At 41.8% G+C, this 1,445-nt stretch carries 1 protein-coding gene and 1 pseudogene; one reads left to right on the top strand and one right to left on the bottom strand.

Translation table 11 applies throughout. The features are described 5' to 3' along the window. Nucleotides 1–234 precede the first annotated feature (234 nt). Nucleotides 235–1,203: an IS30 family transposase gene (locus tag CBI42_RS10790; RefSeq protein ID WP_054769923.1), complete on the top strand. Its 969-nt coding sequence runs from the start codon at nt 235–237 to the stop codon at nt 1,201–1,203. 38 nt (nt 1,204–1,241) lie between these two features. Here CBI42_RS10790 and CBI42_RS10785 read toward each other — a convergent pair. Continuing rightward, nucleotides 1,242–1,445, bottom strand: a pseudogene (locus CBI42_RS10785) (hypothetical protein); the annotation flags it as partial.

The following is a 1,445-nucleotide window of genomic DNA, read 5'->3' as shown; positions in this document are numbered from 1 at the left end:
TTGGTATCTTTGAACAAGTCCTGGCGATCGCCCTCAAACTCACCCCAGTTCACAGAATTGTACTTGAGTACCTTTTGCTTAGAGGCATATCCGAGAGAATTCATATCAAGATGCTTCCAGTTAGTGTTGGCGGAAGCTTCTATGGGTCCCTGTTTGTAAAATTAAGTTAGAAATTTAAAAAGCCATTTGTGATAGACTTTTGAGTGTTGAAATCAAAAGAAAGGCTGATCACAAATGACCTATACTCATCTTACCATAGACGAACTCACTACAATTTATTCCTTTTGGAAGCTCAATAAAAAGGCTTACCGAGTAGCACCAGCACTCCACCGGAGTGCTGAAACCGTTTATCGCATCTATCGTTTTCTTGACGCTGGCGGTACGCTTATTGATTACCAACAACATTATCGACGGCACAAACAACATTGTGGGCGTAAGCCCATTCAACTAGCCCCTGATGAACTGGTTTATATCCAAGCCAAAATTCAAGCGGGGTGGCAACCAGATACAATTATTAATCGCCACGAACGTTCTTTTAGCTGCGGCGTACGAACCCTATATCGCATTTTCAAACATGATGCTTTTGGCTTGTTCGCCAAAGATTTACCCATGCATGGTCAGCGTCACCCTAATGGGTACGTTGAACGACGAGGAAAAGCTGGGCAATTGGGCAGAGATTTAAAAACCCGTTATCAGGACTATCCTAATTTTAAACGAGAATTCGGTCATTTAGAAGGCGACACGGTTCAAGGCAAAAACCATCAGGGTGCCGTAACCACACTGGTTGAACGGCAGACCAAGGTCGCAATTGTTTTGAATTCACATACCAAGTCATCACAAAACGTCAATCGTAGTTTAGCAGCCTGGTTGACGAAGCTGCCACGCCACTTGTTTAAGTCCATCACGTTTGATAATGGTAAGGAGTTCGCCGGTTGGCGAACGATTGCTAACCAGTTTGATTTAAATATTTACTTTGCCGCTGTAGGAGCACCCAATCAACGTGGGTTGAATGAAAACACCAACAACTTACTTCGTAAGGATGGGTTGCACCATGATCTCATCATGGACCAGCTATCAGATGAATTTGTCCAGGCTGTTGCTAGTCGACGGAACCATATTCCCAGAAAAAGTCTCAATTATCAAACACCACTTGAGGCATTCGTAAATCAAATCACTGATGAGCAGCTAAAATTTCTAACTTAATTTGACATTTGAAGAAACATAAAAAAAAGATAGAAAGTTTAATTGTTGTTTTTATCTTGAGGCTCTTTCCAATATTTCGCGCTTGTCAGCAGTTCTTTTGAACGATCATCGGCTGGTACAAAACCGATGTTGAACAAATGCTTAAAGTACATCATATTGTAAATCAGCATCCAAACGATTCCAAGACCGTATGAACCGAATGAATAGGCAATTTGGAAAGGTTCACCCATTCCAAGTGAGAG

The organism is Streptococcus sp. KR (assembly GCF_002238115.1).
GTDB lineage: Bacteria > Bacillota > Bacilli > Lactobacillales > Streptococcaceae > Streptococcus.
This window is presented reverse-complemented; position numbering and strand designations above follow the sequence as displayed.